Here is an 18,829-nt window from a genome sequence, read left to right as displayed (position 1 = left end):
CCCATTCCCTGCCCACCGGTAAAAATAGAGCTCATCGAGGAGCAGGCTTGGAAAGCCGGAGAATGGGACTCGTTACCGGAGGATGATAGGCTATATTTCTACTCAAAGTGGAAGTGGCGTAAATAGCGATTGTTCCGAATTTTAAGACACTTTCCATGTTTTAGGAATGCTTGACAAATGAATCATTATCTCTTATGTAGATGATTTAAAAATTTATATTTAAAAACCATCAACTAGCAATACAAGTTGGAGAGCGTATGTTTTCATTAAAAAATTGGTATATCTTCTTGGCCGGTGCAGCCTTTTTTCACACGGTCAGCCATGCACTCCTTCCTTATTACTTCGATCTTCCCTTGCATCTAAAAAATTTCTCACTCACCTATGAGATGAATCAATACATCTTGGCCGGCAGCGGCGCCCTTACAATCCTATTGCTCTTCCTGGCTGCCAAAACAAAAAGATAACCGCACTTTGAAGAGTGTCTAAGAGGGCCATCAAGAAATAAAAGGACCCTTGGAGATAGGTTTCTAAGAAGATGCCCTTATCCAATTGTTGCCCTCACCTACGTGCCCGAGCTGGCAGAATTTTGCAGGCGAGGCTAAATTACATGGTCATCTTAAAACCTTTCGCTCCTTTGCCAGGACAGATTGAAGCTACTCACCACATAAAAAACCTTGGCTTATCTAAGGCTAGAAGGTACTCCTCCCCCATCGATTGGTAAAGAAATGAAGAATGGATTAGAAGAGGATCTGTTCACAAGTCATCAAGGGGCGCTATGCATCAGCTAGTCACAGGAATCCACCATATTACAGCATTAGCCTCGGACGCACAGAAGAACGTCGATTTTTATGCGGGCATCCTGGGCTTAAGGCTTGTGAAAAAGACTGTCAACTTCGACGCTCCCGACGTCTACCATCTTTACTATGGCAACGAAAAGGGGGAACCGGGAACCATCATGACCTTCTTCCCGTCCCCCGAAATTCCGCGGGGAAGGAAGGGCAAAGGACAGCTGACGGCAACCTCGTTTTCCATCCCTGAAAGTGCTATCGACTACTGGATCCGGCGACTGGATAAGTTTCACATTCGCCACGAAAGTCCAAAGCCGCGATTTAACGAGATCGTTATCGTCTTTGAAGACTATGACGGGCTTGGCCTGGAGCTTGTGGCAAATAACGAAGACAGAAGAGCCGGCTTCACCTATGGCAATGTGCCCACCGAGTTTGCCATCCGGGGATTTTACGGCATAACTCTGTCCGAGGAGTGCCACGAAAAAACAGCCGAATTACTCATGCGGCAGATGGATCACGTATTAATCGCTGAAAAAGATAATCGCTTCCGCTACTCAGCTAGTGGCAAGCCGGGGGATTTTGTAGACATTCTTTGCACACCGGAGGCGTTTAGAGGAGTGAGCGGCTTCGGTACGGTGCATCATGTTGCCTTCGCGACGCCAAATGATGAGACAGAGATGAAAGCGCGGCAAATACTGATTGAGCAAGGCCTTAACGTCACCCCTGTGCTCGACAGAGAATATTTTCACTCGATCTATTTCAGAGAGCCGGGGGGCACTCTCTTTGAGATAGCCACTCTTCCACCCGGATTTACTGTGGATGAACCACTCGAAAAACTTGGCTCTTCACTGCAATTACCTCCCTGGCAGGAACCGAACAGGAGCTCCATAGAAAAAGCCCTTTCTCCCATTCAAATCGAAATAGCAAGGTTTGCTGATTGAAGATGATCAAAAACGTATTGCACCGAGGACCTCCCGCTTCCGATGCCTCCGGAGCATTGATACTGCTGCATGGAAGAGGCGGAACAGCCCGAGGTATTCTGAGCCTCTCCGAACTGCTATGCGGTGATGACTATTATATCGCCGCTCCACAGGCTGTCGGTAACGTGTGGTACCCGCACAGCTTCTTAGAGGATGAGACGTTCAACGAACCCTATCTCTCCCAATCCATAAGCGGCATACAGGAGTTGATCGAAGAGACGGCCTCCCACATGCTCAAAAATAGGATCTTCATCGCCGGCTTTTCGCAAGGGGCATGCCTAGCCCTAGAGGTGACTGCCAGATCCGCTACGCTCTATGGCGGCATCATCGCCTTCACAGGAGGATTGATCGGTAAAGAGGTGAGAGAAAATAGATACCGAGGAGATTTTAAAGGAACAAAGGTATTTATCAGCAATGGCGATCACGACTCCCACATCCCTTTGAGGAGGTCGCAGGAGTCAAAAACACTGATGGAAAAGCTGGGAGCGCTTGTCACTTTGAAGATCTATGAGGGAAGAGATCACACAATTGTCGAAGATGAAATCAAGAGCGTGAAAGAGACCTTCTTTTCCCCCTAATCGCTACCCTGGGCTAAGTCTGTTTACCCCTCAAATCGCCAATCGCCAAGATTCCGAGAGCCAGCAGAGTTCCCACTTTGACTACCTCTACGAAAATATAGTAGAAGTGCCCATAAGATTGGGGAAGGCTAAGACCCTGCGAAAGCGCGTCCGCTCTGGCGTTCAAGACAGGGAGTAGATAAAAAGTCTGAATCAACAAGATAGCGATGGGTATGCCGACCAAAACCGATCGCTTGCCTCCTGCCCCCCGATAAAAGGTAATGAAGGCGATGACACCCGCAAATACCCACTCCACTTTATTCAGCGCTGCAAAGACGACCTTGCCAATGGCCAGTCCTACAGGCAACGTCATATTCGGCGTCCTGAACTTCACCCACGCTTCCATAAAGCTGATCGAGCACACAAACCCGATCCATAAAAAAATAGCCATAACTAATAAGGGATAGCCGATCTTTTGAGAGAAATTGTCTGTTTTCATGAGTACCTAAAAGGGTTTTCGCCAACAATAGCACCTTCGTATTAATATTGCATCTCTATCCGGGAACTTCTTTTTTCACAGTCATTGATAACCGACAGTAGATCCAAAATGCCTGCTCATGACCACATTTAGAAGCCATCTTGAGTTGGAAGAGCGCCTCGTTTTTATCCTGCACACCCCCCTCGCCTTTCCAAAGCATCTTTGCAAGGCGATGGCGGGCTTCAAGATGCGATCGTAAAGCTGCCTGACGAAAGTGCTCCCGGGCAAGAGCGCGGTCCCTCTCGACTCCCCTTCCCGAATAGAAAGCACATCCAAGGAGGTACCGCACATGAGGGTCTTGTTTGTCCTTGAGATAAATAGCTTCCCTGCTGTCCTCTAAAAGCTCATGTTCCCTTAGGAGTACAGCATTAAGCTCGCAGATGACCAGCTTCAGCCTCATGTGCCAGTCAAGGCTGTGCTGATGGGCAGGAGTGTCCGGGACTCCCAATTCATCCGCGTTCAAATTCGTCAGTCGAATTAAAGAGATTTTGCAATTTTGATCAGAGGCCAGCCGATATAGCTTTTTGGCTAAACTTATATTAGGTTCGACGCCGTCTCCTTCTTCAAAATGGAGGGCAAGTTGATAAAGGGCTGGTAAATGCCCTGCCGCTGCCGCCATGGTGCAGTATTCAAAAAAGGCACGTTGATAAGAGAGGCCGCTTCCGTATGTCAAACATGCCGTTGCATAGTCATATTGATCCTGAGGCCCACCCAAGGCCGCCAGACACTTCAAATGATCAAGCCCCTTCATCCTCTCCGCGAACGAGCTCTTTTTTGTAAGCAATATTACCGAAAGGCAGCGCTTGGCAAAGGCGCAACCTTTGTCGGAAGCCAAGGAAAACAAGCGAATTGATTTCTCAAGATCTTTAGTAACAATTCTCCCTTCATAGTAGAGGATACCAAGAGCCGAATACCCCTCCCTAATATTTAGGGTTTCTGCGCAAGAAGTGAAGATGTCGAGGATTTTTTGCGCTTTGGTGCTGCTGTTGCTATTTAGGAGACAGATGCCGTAATTATAGAGGGCTCTTCCGTGTCCATTTTGTGCGGCCCATTTGAATTGGCGGCGCGCTGCTGTTTTGTCAAGCGGACCTCCCTCCCCTCTTAGCAACATCACCCCCAGACTGTTGCGGGCTTCATCACTCCCCAAATCCGCCGCCATTTGAAAATAGCGGAAAGCTTTCTTTTTATCCTCGGCAGCATCTTTTCCAAAATAGTAGATTCTTGCCAATGCCAGTGCAGAAGGGAGATCTCCCCTTCCCGCTTCCATTTCCAAAAGCCCCAGTTTTGCTATTCGCTCTCTTTGTCTCTTATTTTCCTTTGGAGAAAGCCTCTCAGAACTATCCTCGAGAGCCCCGTTGTGCACCGAAGATTTACAAGAGTGTGGCGATTGAAGTGGCTGCATAGCCGAATACATGGCATACCCCGATATTCCCTGATGGACTTAGAATTTATACAGAAAGTATCTCAAAATTTGGCATGGGGGCTTTCTCAAAGCCCCCTGACGGAAAGATTACAAATCACCTAATATTAAAAACATGAGGTGACTTAAAGCCTTCAATCCCGAGGTTTTTTCAAAGTCCCCATGCCAAATTTTGAGATACTTTCGGTATACTCCAATTCAAAGACCCTTTAGATATTGTATCACTCCAAAGAGGAATTTACAAACTTCAGGACATCCAATTTATGAAAGCTCTCATTCTGACTTTAGGGCTCCTCGCAGGCAGTCTCACTTTGACAGACGAAGATCAAACAGCCAAACGGAGAGGCGTGGAGCAGGGTCTTCGTCAGAAAGTACTCATTACCGGCCATCCTGCTGAAAAAATGGATCTCGTCAAAAGAATGGAATACTACAAAGTCCCCGGCGTCAGCATTGCTGTGATCAATGAGGGTAAAATTGAATGGACCCAAGGGTACGGAAGATTTGGGGTGGAGCCGGACAGCCCTCTTGTCACGACACAAACTCTGTTTCAAGCCGGTTCCATCAGCAAGCCGCTCACTGCGTTTGGCGCGCTTCTGCTCGTTGAACAGGGAAAACTCTCGCTTGACGACGATGTAAACCGCTACCTAAAAAAATGGCAGGTGCCAGAAAATGAGTTCACAAGTACCGAGAAGGTGACATTGAGGCGTCTGCTCTCGCATACGGCAGGCACTAACGTCAGCGGATTTCCCGGCTATTCCATTAAAGATCAGCTCCCCACGACTTTAGAGGTGTTGGAAGGCAAGAAACCGCTCGTCAACACAGAGCCGGTCACCGTCATCGCAAAGCCCGGATCTGCCTTAAGATACTCCGGAGGCGGAACGACGATCGTCCAACTCTTAATCGAGGAGATCACAGGAGAAAAGTTTGAGCTCTGGATGCAGACCCATGTTTTAAGGCCTTTAGGAATGGTAGAGAGCACCTTCAAACAGCCTTTGCCCTTAGCTGACGCCCGTTACGCCGCTTACGGCCACCATCTGGGCGGCGTCAAAGTCGAAGGAAACTGGCACCTCTATCCGGAGATGGGGGCCGCCGGACTGTGGACAACCTCCAGAGATTTAGCTCGCTTTGTGACCTATATTCAAACGGTGCTTAATGGAAGGCCGGGCCCCCTTTTGAGTGAATCCACTATCACCACAATGCTTCAGCGGCAAAGGGCGGGAGGTCAAGAAACGGATGCCGGACTCGGATTTTTCCTCCAAAATTACGGAAAAGATCTGATTTTTGCCCATGGCGGCCAAGACGCAGGGTTCATCGCGCGCCTTTATGCCTACGCCTATCAGGGCAAGGGAGTTGTCATCTTGATGAATAACGATGCGGGCTGGCCGCTGATGGAAGAGATTACAAACAGCATCGCCGATAGCTACCAATGGCCGAACAATGAACCGATCGAGAAAAAGACGACTCCCCTAGACTTCCTGCGGCTGAACGAACTCACGGGAAAATACACAAGCAAAGAAGGGACTATCGAGATTAAAACGCTAGGTACCGAGCTCTATATCGATATGAACAACGGCGTCGCACCGCTGAGGTTACGCCATTTTGGCAACTGCGTATTCTTTATCCAGGAAGATGATGTAAACGTTGATTTTCACGGATGCGAAGGGCAGCCCCAGATCTTGACGATCACCGACCCCAAGGGGAATAAAACGGTCTACAATAAAATATGCATTCGAAGAGGGGGCTTCGGCAGCTTCTCGCCAAGGCTCTTGCCTCTATACCAAAATTGTCTCAAAATTTGGGTATAATCAGAAACTGCCGAAAGATAAAACCGCTCCCGAAAGTTATTTTCCGATCAGAATGAAAATTCCTGATGCTAGAGCCAATAAAGGGAAAATAATTGGAGGGAGGGCTATCGCCGCCAAACCAACAATCCCCACGAGAATTAAATAGATCGCAAGTAGCAAGAATCCAATATTTCTTGTAATAGTCATGACTTTATACTCCTTTGCATAGCCTAAGCCTTATCTCACCCTATTAACAAATATTTTATTTGTAAAGCCTGATACTAATTTTTTATATATAAGGTAATTGCGACCGTGAATCGTTAAAAAAAACAGCGCAAAGAATTCCGTTTAGTTTGGGAGAAACTATCCTAAAGTAGCAGAACACCCCTACGAGACTCCCCTTGCTTGAGTGCGATGGTCTTGCCCCGGAAGAATCTGAGAGACTTCGTCAGCCTTAGGAGCTTTTTTCCGCTTCGTTCTGAAGGATCCGAGAATTGGAGCAGAAATCAACGACAAGCCAGGGTTATAAAGTTATCGCCCTGGCTTGATTTGAAGTTTAGCGCGTGGAAGCCGGCTCTTTGATCGCCTTGGAGCTGCCCGTCTTATCGAAAAGATAGAGCAGAGTAAAGCCCGCCGTACCGACGGCCAGCGTGATCGGAACCACAACCGTGCCATAGATCAGAGCATTGGAGACAGAAGGTCCGCCCATCGCGTTGACGATGCCGCCAATGGCCGTATGAAACCCGTAGCCAAAAATCATGATAATCATGTTGGCAACGGCGGTTGTCAAACCGGCCACCTGTTCCCTGACGTAGGTCGAGGCCTGATAGATCGCAAGGATCTGATAGGCCGAGCAAACACCCACCACGATGAAGTTGAAAGATACCCCCCACGATGGCAACTGCCACATCAGAAGCGCCGCAAAACAAGCAGCCATGGCAGCTCCGGCACCCATGATAGTGACCTGATAACTTCCTACTTTCTCGGCGATCCAGCTTAAGAAAGGCGCTCCAAAACACATCCCCACAAACATCATCGAGGGCAGCCCTGCTGCGATCGTCCCCTCATAGCCATAGACAGTCTTCAAGAAGACAGTACCCCAGACATCGGCAAAACCTTCCAGAGGCCCTACCATCATTCCGGCAAACAGGCACGACCAGACAACGCGGCCGTTAGTCAAAACCTCCTTGATATCGGAGGTCACAGGTCTTTCCGATGATTCCTTGATGTCAGGAACTACAAAATAGGTCAGTGCCGCGAGCAACAGTCCGCCAATAGCCAGGGACTGCACCACCAACTGATACCCAAAATGCTCTCGCATATAGCTGATCGGGCCCCCGCCATAGATCGCGCCAATCAACCCGATCATCACCGACAAGCTCAGCATCCTGGGAAAGGTGCGCTCGTCGAATGTAATGCGGATGATTTTAAAAACCCCTAATATGGCAGCCGAGGAGCCGAGGCCGATCAGGAAGCGTCCGGCAATCGGATACATCCAGTGCTCGGCAAACAGAAGAGGCGTCAGTCCCACTACAGTGCACAGGATGCACAAGGTCATAATCTTCTTCGGACCGTAGCGGTCCAACATGATGCCGATTGGCAGGTGGAGCAGCGAATAGCCGATGTAGTAAACCCCGGAAAACTGCCCGAAGGCTGCAGCGCCGATCCCGAACTGCTCCATGATGTCATTCAACATGATGTTCGGCATCACCCTTAAAATGTATTGGTATGCGTAAAATACGGAAGCGATAATCCATACTCCCCACGCAAAAGTGCGTGAGTTGGAAGCAGAAAATTTCATGACACGATCCTCTAAACGATTTGAATCTTCAGGCCCATTCGACCCAGGTTAACAACGAAAAAAAATTATATGGATAGATGAATATGTTACTGTGCCTGTGGGCACAGAAGGAGGAGGGGAAGGAGAGCAAGAGGGAGCGCAAAAGCTTTAGCTTCAGCATCGAAAGAGCCGATAGATGTTTTGCGATCTTTTGTTTTCATGTTCATTATGCTAACACATCAGGACTTAAAAAGCAAGGCATTTTGCCATGCGGGCTTTAAGCCCGCATGAGTGCCGTCACTATCGGATCAGGGCTGCCTCCCCCGGCATCTCACTGGGGTTAAACAGACCATTGACCTGTAGCAAACGAGCGTCGTGAAAGTCTTCTTTTGTCAAAGGTTTCGTCTGCTCGTTGATTTTAGCTGGATTGAGAGAGGCAAATCCCTTGTTGATTTGTTCGATCAGCTGAGGGTCTTGCTTTGCCAAGATCGCGTCCAGGGCCTCGCAAAGATGATTTTTCACCTCATAGCTCAAGGAAGGGAGCAAAGCCATGCTATGAATGTCAAAAGGTATAAACCGATATGGCATCAGCACGGTGCCGGATTTCCACTCGGGATGTAGTCCTGCTGCCATACCAATCGATATGACGATGTGAGCACCTTCAAAAGCCGAAGGCAGAACGCCGAAACGCAATTCCAAGATGACTTGATGCTCCAAAAAAGTCAGGGACTCACCCCGCTCTGTCAGCGCAGTCTCATCGGCTTTCAGCTCCATCAGCTCAAGCAATTTCCTCAAAAGATTGAGGTGGGCCTGGCCTGTAGAGTTGCGGTGAACTTGCACCACCACCCGAGCCGACTCTTCCCTCCCGCAGGCCGCTAACCTATGCCCTTCGGTGATGTAATATTTCAAAGTGAGCGCGGTGGCAAGAGCGGCTTTATGCTCGTTGAAAGCTAAAATATTGGTCTCTTTCAAGGGATAACTGTTTTTTTTAGTAATTTCCTTAAGCTCCACCCCATCAAAAAACGGCCTGTCCAGGACAAAGCAGAGATTTGCCCAGATCTGCCCCTCCCGAAGATGCCGCTTGGGGATCAATCCGGCTTCAATATTGAGCGCGTCGCCATAGTGCCAAACTTCAGCGAGCGGCATTGGAAGCACCTCCCCTTGAACAGATGTAAGTCCTGCAGAGAAAAAAATAGCGATGAGGATGCGATATAGTGTCATGTTTGACTCCTTTGGTTTCGAAACATGATTATTCGCCAGTTGACGTTAATAAGAAAAATGAATGATTATTATAATTTGCATAAGTATTACTAATAGATGAAATGTGTCTCCACATTCTGATACGCTTTTGGAATCTCGAGAAACTTAATGGCCACCTTCAACCTGCAGCACCTGAAATATTTTTACGATACCATGCGGCTCGGAGGCGTGTCACACGCAGCCCGTGAAAACCACGTCAGTCAATCTGCTGTCAGCCAGGGGATAGCCAAGCTCGAGATCTCGTTTGGTAAAGCACTGTTAATCCACCGGAAAAACCGGATTCAGCTGACAGAGGACGGACACACGGTGTTTGCCGAGGCAGCGTCCGTTCTTAAATCGGCCGAGCGTCTCGAACAGCTTATCTCACATCCCACTGAAGAGTATTCCGGCCAAGTCACTGTCGCCTGTACCCATTCCCTTGCCCAATCGCTTCTGGTCGGCCTGTGTCATCGCCTCAACCAGGAGGCACCTAAAGCAACTCTCAAACTGCGATTTGGCCACGTAGCTTTGGTCAAGCAATGGCTGAAGGAAGGGTCGGTGGATTTCGGAATCGTCCTCGATAACGAGGATCTCTCCGCTTTTGAAACAGAGCTCCTCTATCAGGGACATTTTGAGCTTTTTCGGGATAAGGACCACACCTTGCCGAACACTTTGACGGAGGCGGTCTTCACTGAACCGAGGACTGAGGTTAACATCTTGAAGAAGGCGTATCGGGAAAGATATGGCAGGGAACTTAAAACGATCATGGAAATATCGAGCTGGGATATGATCTACACGCTTTTACGCGGCAGTTCGCTCGTCGGGTTTATTCCAGACTACCTGCTTTTACATCCTGAAAGAAGAGGGAACCTCAAGGTGTGCGACTACAAACTGCCCCGCATTCCATATCAGTTGCTGCTCGTGAAAGAAAGATTAATTCCCCTCTCGCGCGCTGCATCCCTTTTCTTCAAAATGATCAAGGAAGGGCTACTGCTTAGTGGAATTTAGAGCTGTAAAGATCATTTAAGTACTTTGCCGCAGCCTTCTTGTTCCTGAACTCGCCCCAGCCTTCTTCGGGCTCCGGCATGGTGATGTGCCACTTGTCAGCGGCAGCCTTCAGAAGCTGAAGAGTACTCTGATAATCCTTTGTCAAAACGGAAGAGTAGGGAAGAGCATTCTCTCCAATGGCCCGCAACTTGGCCATGATCGTCTTATCCCCTTTGGGGAATTTGTGAATCAGATCCTTGAGCGTCCACACCATCTTCGGTTCCTTGGCGATAATCCCTGCCGATTTAATGTATTTTTCGTCCGTATTGCCAACCACGGTCAGAAACCCGGCCATCGTCGCCGACTGGGCGATTTGATCATTGGAAAGTTTGGGAAATATCCTAGCCAGCCTTTTTCTTTGCAGTTTTGCTGCACTTCCAGCGACCACCTTCTTTTGCTCGATAGCCCAAAAGTTAGCCAACTGAACACCTGTCCCCAAGAGATAGATGAAATGCGCCAGCTGGGCGTCATCAAGTTTATCGATTGTCTTTCCAATCTCGCTCGGATCCATCGTCGCTTTCAAGGTTGAGGCGAATTCTTCGACATCAACCGGAGGCTCCTCTGCTTTTAAAAGCGCTGCTTCGGCTGCCACTTTAACATTCACCCGGGCAACCACTTCCGCGAGAATCGTCATTTTTTCTTGCTTCTGATAGAAGCTGCTCTTTTCTTGTTTCAGCAGGTGATAGAGGTTGGAGAGGTCCTCATCGCAAGAGCATGAATCTGCCAGCATCTTCAGGTTTTTTAAATTCAGACCCACAGCAGCGGGAGGACAGCGTGCTATCACTTTCAGGAAAGCGGAAGAGGCAAGCGATTGATCGAACTGCTCATCGGAGAGTGCATTAAACATTTGCGTGAGTCGTAGCGTTGGATCGTTCGCAGCATTATTCACAACGGATTCAAAGACCCATAGTTTATCTATGTTCTTACCACCGAGATTTTGTACAAGAAAGGGAATTTCCACTCTTTTGGCATGTTTAGCCATGGTCGTTAGAAACGCCCGCCTCTTCATGTATTCAGCTTCAGGATTTGCGATAAGCCCTTCCATGAATTTTAGAATCTCCTCTTTGCGCGCATCCGATATCACTGGTTGAGCAAGAGTCTCTTTTGCCTTCTCCACAACCGCTTTTTTATACTCTTCGATATTGTGATGAATCTTCTTCAGAAGCTGCTGAGGAGGGGTTTTTGTTGCAGGGATAAAACGAGGAGGAATTTTCTGCTTCATTGCCATCAGCTGCTTTTCACATGCCGGATGGAACAAAGGTGTCTTTGCAAATGCCGAGAGGAGCGCATAAAACTCATAGATGGCGTCTTTATCTTTCAAATTTCCCCGAAGATCCAAATTGGCAGGAACAACCGCTCTCGCAAAGATATTCTGCAGTATGTTATTGATCGCCTTGCCTTCCAAGTCATTTCCGGTTTGGAAGAGCTGCATCGCTATATTTGCTATTTCCGACCCCGCGCACACTTCAGCGAATACTTCAGGAAAATTCTCAACAAGGCTGGCCATTTTATCCGGCATTGCTTTGAACAGATCCATGATATCCGTATCGTTCTGCCGCGATAGCCAATCCATCACCTCGGCCCTTGCCATGTTCATCTGGGTCGGAGCGGTGATTTTTTTGCCAAGCTTTGACCAGGCAATGATCATATTTTGAGTCTCTAGAGGGATATTCGGGAGCGACTCACTGTTTTTGGCTGCAATTAAAGGAGGGGCGGCCTTCTCTCTCCTCTTGACCTCTTGAAAGGCGCTTTCAAGCTCAATCTCATCATCTGCGTTCTTAACCTTTGTCTCTTTCGGGAGAGGGATATGAATCGGTTCCTCAGAAGCTGTTTTCCCTCTCGCGAACACTTTAGGGGGATTGCCGCTCTCTTCCGCCTCTTTAGCGGGCCCTTTCTCGCGTGTTTCGTTTTTTTCCAGGGGCTCTCCCTTTTCAATGCTCACCCTGGATTGCTGGAAATTTCTTATATCGGAGGTGGGGTGATGGGGAATGGCCTCCATTTTACCGGGCAGGCTCTTTTTCTCCGCACTCAATGTCTTGTGAAATAGTTCCGATGATTTGGTGGGGGCCTGGATATGCGCAATAGTCTTATCATAGAAAAACAGCCGACAAATCAGGTGGACGATCCCTAAGGTAAGCACACCTAAGGCAATGGTTCCAATCAGCGCCTTCAGGTGGTCTTCTTTGGATAACCCCTGATCATCAGGATGGAACGCATAATATTTGAAAAAATTAACTGGGTTCAGTGCCATAGTCACCTCGCTCCCTTCTCTATTTATAGTAAATAAAATAATTAAAGTCACAAAATTAAATGATAATTTAATATAAATTACAACATCTATTTAAGGTGAAATTTATTTTTTATATAAATGAAGATATTGAAAAAATATCATCACAGGAGAAATGGATCCAAGACGTGGGGTTTTTCTAAGAAATCAATGGGGGGGGCGCTTTTTTAAAATGAATGCCAGGGCAGGGTAAATGTCACTCAAAAACTCCCATCAAAAGATAGATTGGCCACCGGATTTTTCGCGTAGGAGCTCCCCGCCACTCTCTTTCTAAATCAGGGGCAATCAGATCGACAGGGTTGACCCCGTTTTTATCCACATAAGTCTGCACTGCCGACCAGGTTCTGGCAAAGTATGAGATAAAATGCTCAAGAGTCCAGTCCAACTCGATAGAAAGCGAAGGCGCATCACGGCGCTTGAGAGGAAATGGAATCGTCCGGTACTCCTCATCAATCAAAGCGCGGCGACCATCCCAGTAGGAGCCAAGCAGGTCGTGGTAGAGATGGTCCACTACCCTGTCAATTTCAGGAGTGACCCGCGCCACGCCATAACTCCATGCCGCGAAAAACCCCTCCGGTTTAAGCACCCTTTCAAGTTCGGGATAAAACGCATCAAAATCAAACCAATGCAGCGCTTGCGCAACCGTCACGAGATCAAAGCAGTGGTCTGGAAAGGGAGTCTTCTCCGCAGGACACACCTGGTAGGTGATGTTCGGGCGCTGATCAGCGTGCTCTATTTGCTTTCTACTCATGTCAGTGGCAATGACACTCTGAAATTTAGCTGCCAATTCAACGGCTGCCTGGCCATTTCCCGTAGCACAGTCCCAAGCCTGATCAAAATTTCGCACGTGGCTGAAGATGCAGTCATAGAGCGCTCTTGGATAACCGGGACGATATTTCGCATATTCAGCCGCCTGCTTAGAAAAAAGATCTTTCATTCAAACCCTCTCACCTTTGAGACTGTCCGCAAACTCAAACAAGTATACCGAAAGTATCTCAAAACTTGGGATTTTGAGACACTTTCGGTATATGCTTTGCTCTGAGTTTCCTCATAGCACTCGATAAAATTTTCTGACTATCGGACTGTTTTTTTAGCTTTATTCAATTTACAACACCTCTCTTAAACCCTTGATTTTCAAACTACAAAAAGGTGTAATTTAAAACCGAACCAAAACTGTCAAAACAATAATTGCCAATGAATCCAGCGAGCCCCCATGTCAACGCACCCACTCACTAAATCCACCTATGTCCAGGGGAAGCGGTGCTTAAAAGCGCTGTTCCTAAAAGAGCGTCATCCTGAGCCTCCCCTTTCCCGATCGGATATAAAAACAATCCGCGATGGCATGAGTGTGGGCGAGCATGCCCGCAGTCTCTATCCCGAGGGCATACTCATCACTGCAAAGGAGATGGAGATGGCTCTCTTGCAGACTAAAAAAGAGATGGAAGCCGGCGCTTTGGTGCTTTTTGAAGCAGCATTTTTCCACGAAGGGGTTTTCATCCGCACAGACATCCTGAAAAGAGAGACTTCAGACGGTCCCTGGAGCCTCTATGAGGTTAAATCGGGCACTGCATCCGATCCGGATGTTCTTAAGGAATACAGCCGCGATATAGCCATTCAGTTCTGGGTGCTAAAGGGCTGCGGCCTTGTTATAGACGGCACCTTCTTGATGCACCTGAACAACAAATGCGTCTACCCCAACCTTAGCGATCTTTTTTGCATCAAGAATATGCGAGAAGAGGTGAACGCGCTTTTGGAAGAGATTCCAAGCGACCTGGAGACAATGCGGAGTGTGCTCAGGCAAGGTTTAGAGCCGAGGCTTGACATCGGCCCCCACTGCTTGAAGCCAACACCCTGCCCTTTTAAGGCCTACTGCTGGAAAGAGGTGCCGAAGCCGGGCATCTTTGATATACCCAACTGCCGGAAACGCTGGGAATTTTACCGGCAAGGTAAAGTGGGCGTTAACGACCTGTCCGAAAAAGACTACAGGAATAAGACCCAAAAACGTGCCCTCCGTTGCTATCAAACCAATGAACTCTTCCTGGACCAATACAAGCTTCAGAAAGCCTTCAGCAAATGGAAATGGCCTTTAACCTACTTCGATATCGAAGCGATCAGCTACCCCATACCTCGCTACAGCAAAACAATCCCCTGGCAATATCTACCCTTTCAATTTAGCTGCCACATTCAGGAAGAGGCGGGAGAGATTCGCCACATCGAGTTTTTGCATCAAAGCGCCGAAGACCCAAGGCCCTCTTTTATCGAGCACATGATCCGGGCTTTCCCTGAAAAAGGATCGATTGTCGTTTACTATAAACCATTCGAAATCGGACGCCTAAAAGAGCTCGGTCGCGACTTTCCTGAATACGCCTCGATAATGCAGGGATATATCAAGCGGATTGTCGACCTTAAGGAAGTGATCGAAGAGAGCGTTTACCACCCTCTGTTCCTTGGCAGTTTCAGCATCAAAAAGGTAGCTCCCGCTCTTCTTGGAAGTGAATCGAGCTATAGTGCACTCGGCGTGAAGGACGGAATGGACGCGATGGTGAGCTTTCTTGAAATGCTGGAATCGCCAATTGATGCGGCAAGAATACGCCACGATCTTTTAGAGTACTGCAAACAAGACACCTACCTGATGGTCAAGCTCCATCGCTATCTACTGGATAGGGTACATCCTTAAAGTGAATTATCCCGCGCTTTCTTCGAAGCACGGGGAGGGTATTTGTTACATCATACTGTAGAGTTCCGAGGCGATAACAACCAAAGCTGCGACGACAGAAATGACGATCAGCAGCCTGCCTTTCAGCTCCTGGTAATGAAGTTTTTTTGCCTTAAGCTGCGTAAAAAGATAGACTGGCAAAAGCACGGCTATCACCGCCAAGATCATCCCGGCAAATCCAAGAACTGAGATGAACGCATCGGGCACAAAGATCACCGCCAGAAAGGCCGGAGCTACAGTGGCAAAGGAAGCGATCATCGTGCGGAGACCCTGGGGCCCTTTGGCCGGCAACATCGATTTGATGGAGTCGACAAGTCCCACGCCCACGCCTATCACCGAAGTGAAAATCGCAAGAAGGGATATCCCCCACACCAAAAGCTGAACGGACTGCCAGCGATTAATTTCGCTGAGCGCCAAGATCAGCTCGCCAACTTGCGCATCGCCGGCAACCATTTCGGCATAAAAAGCCGGATTATCGTTATAGACAGCTCCTAAAATGCTCGATGTCCAAAGGATGTAGACAAGCGCCGGCGTCAGACTCCCGAAGAAAAACACCTGTTTCAACACCTTGGCATTCTTGTTGCAGTAGTTCGTCAACGTATGGAATATCACCTGAAAGCCGAACGAAGTGAAAACCACAGGTAAGATAACTGCCAAGGACGAGCTCTCCCACTCCCCTGTCGGAAAGAGGGGCAAGTTGCTCCAGTCGATCGTAACGGCCAGACCCACGATCAGGATAGCCACCACGCCAAGCAGAGTGATAAACAGCATGCGATTGCAGTAGTCGATGAGATGTATCGGAAGGGTCAGGGCGACAGCTGCCACCAAAGCGAAAACGGAGGCGACGCTTTCGAGCGAAACACGCCAGGCCATCTTAGCTACCAAATACTCTTGGACAATCGAAGAGCCGCCATAGATGAAGACAGCGAGCAGCGAGTACGAGAGCAGCTTTAGCGAAATGATACCCGTCCATTCAGCGATGGGCCCCGAGAACTTTCTTCCCAGCTCGCCCAGGGCAAGACCCTTTCCTGCCTGTAGATTAAGCTCTAAATTGATCAGCGAGGTGTAGTACATCAGAAGCCACATGAGCAGCATCAGCACAATACTCGGCACCAAGCCAAGCTTTGCCAAAACAAGCGGAAGCGCGATCATTCCGCTCCCAATGCAAGTCCCCGCCACCAGTAATATCGGACCTGTGCGTTTCATTTTCATTTCTCCTTACTATTAAAGCAATACGTAGCGTGGTTTACACCGAAACTATCTCAAAAATTGGCACGAGAGCTTTGTCTTTGCTAAGAGCCAATTTTTGAGACACTTTCGGTTTATATTCTATCGGCCAATCTGCCCGGCGGAGTGGTTCATTTTGCGGTGTTTTTAGAGGCAAAAAAAAACCCGCCATCGGGCGGGTTTTATAACTTTTGGCTTGATTTACAAGCGTCAGTCAATCTCCCGCCTCATAGGGTTTGTAAAAAAGAAAAAAAAGGCGGCAAATCGGGCTTTACGCATGAATCAACCTGTGAATTTTAAAGCACTATTCTATCAGTAACAATAATTTTTGTCTAATAGGCAGGGGCGCGGCGCGCATAATAGAGCATCGCAAGCCCTGTCATCATAGCAGCAAGACCGAGTACCAACTTCGGTGAAATGAGTAAGAGAACGCCCCCGAGCAGACAGATCAGCGCCTCCCCCAAAACACGCAATGCAATCTGCACTCCGAGCACCTCCCCCTGAATTGCGTCGCTGACAGAATCTGAAATCTTGACGGTCAGCAAGGTCACTGCCAGTCCGATGACAATTCCCATCGATCCATAGAGAAGAAACATCACAAAGGGCGACTCCGCCAGAATGATCCCCACCAATAGAGCACCGACAGCAGTCGTCGAGAAGATGACAGCTTTCTGACGGTCAAACTGCCTGGACACATAACCTGCCAGCCATCCGTTGCCCACTGCCAGGGAGACGCAGAGAAAGGCATTATAAATAATCAGGTCAGATGGAGCCAGTGTCCATTTTTCCGTCAGGTAGACAGGCGCGAACTGATAGAAGATATCGACAGCCAAACTGAAGGAGGTGGAAACAAACAGCAAAAATTTCAAACGCTGGTTGGTAAAAAGGACCGATAGCCTTTTGTAGAGGTTGAAGCGCTGCCACACGCTCCTTGCCGCCACAGGTTCAGCAAGAGCGTCCTCCCTCAGGAAAAGGAGGGAAGCGCCCGACAGAAGAACAAACAAGACACTGATCCCATAAAAAGGGGTGGATAGCGTCAGCCCCTCATAAAGATTGCTGTCGATTAAGATCCCTCCAAAAAAGGGGCCGATTAAAAAGGCAATCGACGCAGACGCGTTGATCTTCCCAAAGGTGGAGTGCTTCGGCATCGACTTGACTTTCGGGTTTTATGGAAGGAAACATTGCCATCGCCCGGGCGATGGCAATGTTTCCTTCCATAAAACCCGAAAGAAGCCGGCTGAGGATGAGTAGTTCGACCAGATGCCATTTGAGGGCAAAAGCCGTCAGCAAGTTAAAAAAGGCATTCAGGAAAAGGGTTCCCGCTAAGAGCCGCTTTCGTCCATAATCATCCGAAAGCGCCCCCAAAATCGGAGAGCCGATAAACTGCCCCAGAGGATAGGCCGCCAGCGTCATTCCCAAAAGAAGCGAGGGCGCTATGGTGTAGTCGGAAACAATCGAATAGGCAGGGTTAAGAAAAAGAGCAGGAAAGATCAAATAGGGCATGGAAATGCCCAAAAAACCCATAAAAACGATGAACAGAACTGTCCAAAACTGTCTTTTGTCCTTGTCCGGCATATACCTCCCCCGAAAAACAGCGCCATTAAGCTCGAATATTATAGGGCAATTCCCCCGCCGATTCAAGGTTTCTGCCGCCTCGCCTCCTTCGTTTGATCTTTAAGAGCCCTCTAATGAGTAAAAATAAATTTTCAACAAAACAAGGCGGGCCGCGCCGTGCAGCCGAAGCAGTCCATTCAGCGCAGGGAGTGATTGACGAGAATAAGAGCTCTACCCTATAGGGTAGGTATGGTTCTTAAAAAATGGCCAAAGGAAAATTATGAAAAAATTCGCATCGGCACTTCTTGCCATCGCCTGCTTGACCGGTTCTTCCTATGCTGACATAGGCTTCTACCTGGGCCCCTTCTCTCTTGAACTGGGCGGAAGAGGCGACGCTCCCACATTTGCCATCGACGCAAGAGATACCTATCCGATCTGCAGAGCCATCGATGAACAAAACCTCCTGAACCTGATTGTCAGGGTGCGAGAAAAAGTCAGTGACAAAGAGTTCAAGATTACAGTCAAAAAGATCACCCTCGAGCCTTACCTCTTCGGCAGAAACAACCGTCGTCAACACCTGCTCAAAGGCAAAATAACAAACGAAGCGGTCGTCAAGGAAGTCACCGTCAAATATGGCGAGGAAGCGGACAATGCCGAAGGCAGAGCGCTGCCCGGCACATTCAAAATCCAAAACGAAGGCAGCATCAGCACCGTGAATGTCGATCAGATTCTGGAAATCTCAATACTCCCCGATACGCACTTCGATATTCCAAAAGACTATGACAAAGACGCTTACAACGACGTAGTCGATGTAATTTGCGAAATCGACGCAAACGCTTAGACACTTAATAAAGCCCTCCCTTGCAACCTGTTTAAGCCAAGCTGCAAGCGAGGGCTTTTTGCTGTCTATTG

Annotated in this window: 17 protein-coding genes; 7 read left to right on the top strand and 10 right to left on the bottom strand. The window is 48.4% G+C overall.

All coding sequences use genetic code 11. The features are described from left to right. Nucleotides 1-257: 257 nt before the first annotated feature. The 3 genes from ELAC_RS02990 (at nt 258) to ELAC_RS02980 (ending at nt 2,346) form a co-directional block, all read left to right on the top strand. Entirely contained in the window at nt 258-464 is a 207-nt protein-coding gene (locus ELAC_RS02990; protein ID WP_098037802.1) for a hypothetical protein, read from the top strand. Nucleotides 465-775: 311 nt separating this feature from the next. Beyond that, nucleotides 776-1,729: a ring-cleaving dioxygenase gene (locus ELAC_RS02985; RefSeq protein ID WP_098037801.1), complete on the top strand. Its 954-nt coding sequence runs from the start codon at nt 776-778 to the stop codon at nt 1,727-1,729. Nucleotides 1,730-1,731: 2 nt separating this feature from the next. Further along, the gene (locus tag ELAC_RS02980; protein WP_098037800.1) at nt 1,732-2,346 is read left to right on the top strand and encodes an alpha/beta hydrolase; all 615 of its coding nucleotides are present in this window, start codon (nt 1,732-1,734) and stop codon (nt 2,344-2,346) included. A gap of 13 nt (nt 2,347-2,359) precedes the next feature. Here ELAC_RS02980 and ELAC_RS02975 read toward each other — a convergent pair whose 3' ends face one another. Beyond that, the gene (locus ELAC_RS02975) at nt 2,360-2,824 is read right to left on the bottom strand and encodes a hypothetical protein (RefSeq protein WP_098037799.1); all 465 of its coding nucleotides are present in this window, start codon (nt 2,822-2,824) and stop codon (nt 2,360-2,362) included. A gap of 55 nt (nt 2,825-2,879) precedes the next feature. After that, nucleotides 2,880-4,265: a tetratricopeptide repeat protein gene (locus ELAC_RS02970; RefSeq protein WP_158227793.1), complete on the bottom strand. Its 1,386-nt coding sequence runs from the start codon at nt 4,263-4,265 to the stop codon at nt 2,880-2,882. Between the two features lie 281 nt (nt 4,266-4,546). Between ELAC_RS02970 and ELAC_RS02965 the strand changes: the two genes are divergently transcribed. Further along, nucleotides 4,547-6,088: a serine hydrolase domain-containing protein gene (locus tag ELAC_RS02965; protein WP_098037797.1), complete on the top strand. Its 1,542-nt coding sequence runs from the start codon at nt 4,547-4,549 to the stop codon at nt 6,086-6,088. Nucleotides 6,089-6,124: 36 nt separating this feature from the next. On the opposite strand, the gene ELAC_RS11820 is transcribed toward ELAC_RS02965, so the two are convergent. The 3 genes from ELAC_RS11820 to ELAC_RS02955 form a co-directional block, all read right to left on the bottom strand. Next, nucleotides 6,125-6,274 carry a hypothetical protein gene (locus ELAC_RS11820; protein WP_204250523.1) on the bottom strand — a complete coding sequence of 50 codons (150 nt, stop codon included), beginning with the start codon at nt 6,272-6,274 and terminating at the stop codon, nt 6,125-6,127. A gap of 349 nt (nt 6,275-6,623) precedes the next feature. After that, on the bottom strand, nt 6,624-7,868 hold the full coding sequence (locus tag ELAC_RS02960; protein WP_098037796.1) for an MFS transporter: 1,245 nt from the start codon (nt 7,866-7,868) through the stop codon (nt 6,624-6,626). A gap of 279 nt (nt 7,869-8,147) precedes the next feature. Further along, nucleotides 8,148-9,068, bottom strand: coding sequence for a hypothetical protein (locus tag ELAC_RS02955; protein WP_098037795.1), 921 nt, complete (start codon nt 9,066-9,068; stop codon nt 8,148-8,150). 147 nt (nt 9,069-9,215) lie between these two features. Between ELAC_RS02955 and ELAC_RS02950 the strand changes: the two genes are divergently transcribed. Next, nucleotides 9,216-10,094 carry a LysR family transcriptional regulator gene (locus ELAC_RS02950; protein ID WP_098037794.1) on the top strand — a complete coding sequence of 293 codons (879 nt, stop codon included), beginning with the start codon at nt 9,216-9,218 and terminating at the stop codon, nt 10,092-10,094. Here ELAC_RS02950 and ELAC_RS02945 read toward each other — a convergent pair. Then, nucleotides 10,081-12,384: a hypothetical protein gene (locus ELAC_RS02945; protein ID WP_098037793.1), complete on the bottom strand. Its 2,304-nt coding sequence runs from the start codon at nt 12,382-12,384 to the stop codon at nt 10,081-10,083. The two genes, ELAC_RS02950 and ELAC_RS02945, sit on opposite strands and share 14 nt — an antisense overlap. A 232-nt stretch (nt 12,385-12,616) precedes the next feature. Beyond that, on the bottom strand, nt 12,617-13,357 hold the full coding sequence (locus ELAC_RS02940) for a class I SAM-dependent methyltransferase (protein WP_098037792.1): 741 nt from the start codon (nt 13,355-13,357) through the stop codon (nt 12,617-12,619). Nucleotides 13,358-13,633: 276 nt separating this feature from the next. Here ELAC_RS02940 and ELAC_RS02935 point away from each other — a divergent pair, with 276 nt between their 5' ends. Further along, nucleotides 13,634-15,097 carry a DUF2779 domain-containing protein gene (locus tag ELAC_RS02935; protein WP_098037791.1) on the top strand — a complete coding sequence of 488 codons (1,464 nt, stop codon included), beginning with the start codon at nt 13,634-13,636 and terminating at the stop codon, nt 15,095-15,097. A gap of 45 nt (nt 15,098-15,142) precedes the next feature. Here ELAC_RS02935 and ELAC_RS02930 read toward each other — a convergent pair whose 3' ends face one another. From ELAC_RS02930 to ELAC_RS11970, 3 genes are all read right to left on the bottom strand, one after another. Next, entirely contained in the window at nt 15,143-16,342 is a 1,200-nt protein-coding gene (locus tag ELAC_RS02930; RefSeq protein ID WP_098037790.1) for an amino acid permease, read from the bottom strand. A 353-nt stretch (nt 16,343-16,695) separates the two neighbouring features. Continuing rightward, a complete protein-coding gene (locus ELAC_RS02925; RefSeq protein WP_098037789.1) occupies nt 16,696-17,511 on the bottom strand; it encodes an MFS transporter in 816 nt (271 codons plus the stop codon). Then, nucleotides 17,408-17,938: an MFS transporter gene (locus tag ELAC_RS11970; RefSeq protein WP_098037825.1), complete on the bottom strand. Its 531-nt coding sequence runs from the start codon at nt 17,936-17,938 to the stop codon at nt 17,408-17,410. The genes ELAC_RS02925 and ELAC_RS11970 overlap by 104 nt, the downstream gene beginning before the upstream one ends. A 259-nt stretch (nt 17,939-18,197) precedes the next feature. On the opposite strand from ELAC_RS11970, the gene ELAC_RS02915 reads away from it, so the two are divergent. Next, nucleotides 18,198-18,758 (top strand): hypothetical protein, encoded by a 561-nt coding sequence (locus tag ELAC_RS02915; protein WP_098037788.1) that lies wholly within the window; start codon nt 18,198-18,200, stop codon nt 18,756-18,758. Nucleotides 18,759-18,829 lie beyond the last annotated feature (71 nt).

It is taken from the genome of Estrella lausannensis (assembly GCF_900000175.1).
Lineage (GTDB): Bacteria > Chlamydiota > Chlamydiia > Chlamydiales > Criblamydiaceae > Estrella > Estrella lausannensis.
The sequence above is the reverse complement of the archived record's forward strand: the minus strand, read 5'-3'. Positions and strand labels throughout refer to the sequence as shown.